We start from the raw sequence: 574 nt of genomic DNA on the forward strand, positions 1-574 counted from the left end.
TCCTTCTTTCTGCATATCTAACATAGCCTGAACATGAACAGCCATACTCGCCTTAGATTTCCTTACATATTCTTCAGGGTTTTCAGTACGTAATACTTCCCCTTGCTCTAAGGTAAAGCCTACTGGAAGATATCCATTTAATGGATCATGCGCAGATGTCTGATCCGTTACAATATCTGGAATAAAGCCGCGTTTAATCATTTGAGGAAGCACTTCAGCTGCGTTTCCAACCAAACCAATCGAGAGCGCTTTTCCTGAGTCCTTTGCTTCTTGTGCTAAAGCAATCGCATCATCTAGGCTTTCTAACACAACGTCACAATAGCGTGTTTCAATTCGTTTTTCAATACGTGTTCGGTCAACATCAATTCCAATGACTACGCCCCCTGCCATTGTAACGGCTAATGGCTGAGCGCCTCCCATGCCTCCTAATCCAGCTGTTACGGTAATGGTACCTTCGAGACTACCATTAAAATGTTGTTTCGCACATTCAGCAAATGTTTCATATGTACCTTGTACAATTCCTTGACTTCCAATATAAATCCAGCTACCGGCTGTCATTTGCCCATACATCATT

Annotated in this window: 1 pseudogene; it reads right to left on the bottom strand. The window is 42.5% G+C overall.

Annotated features, from left to right (window positions below):
• Positions 1–574, bottom strand: a pseudogene (locus tag POF52_RS31005) (urocanate hydratase); the annotation flags it as partial.

It is taken from the genome of Priestia sp. AB (assembly GCF_028369225.1).
In the GTDB taxonomy this organism is placed as follows: Bacteria; Bacillota; Bacilli; order Bacillales; family Bacillaceae_H; genus Priestia; species Priestia megaterium.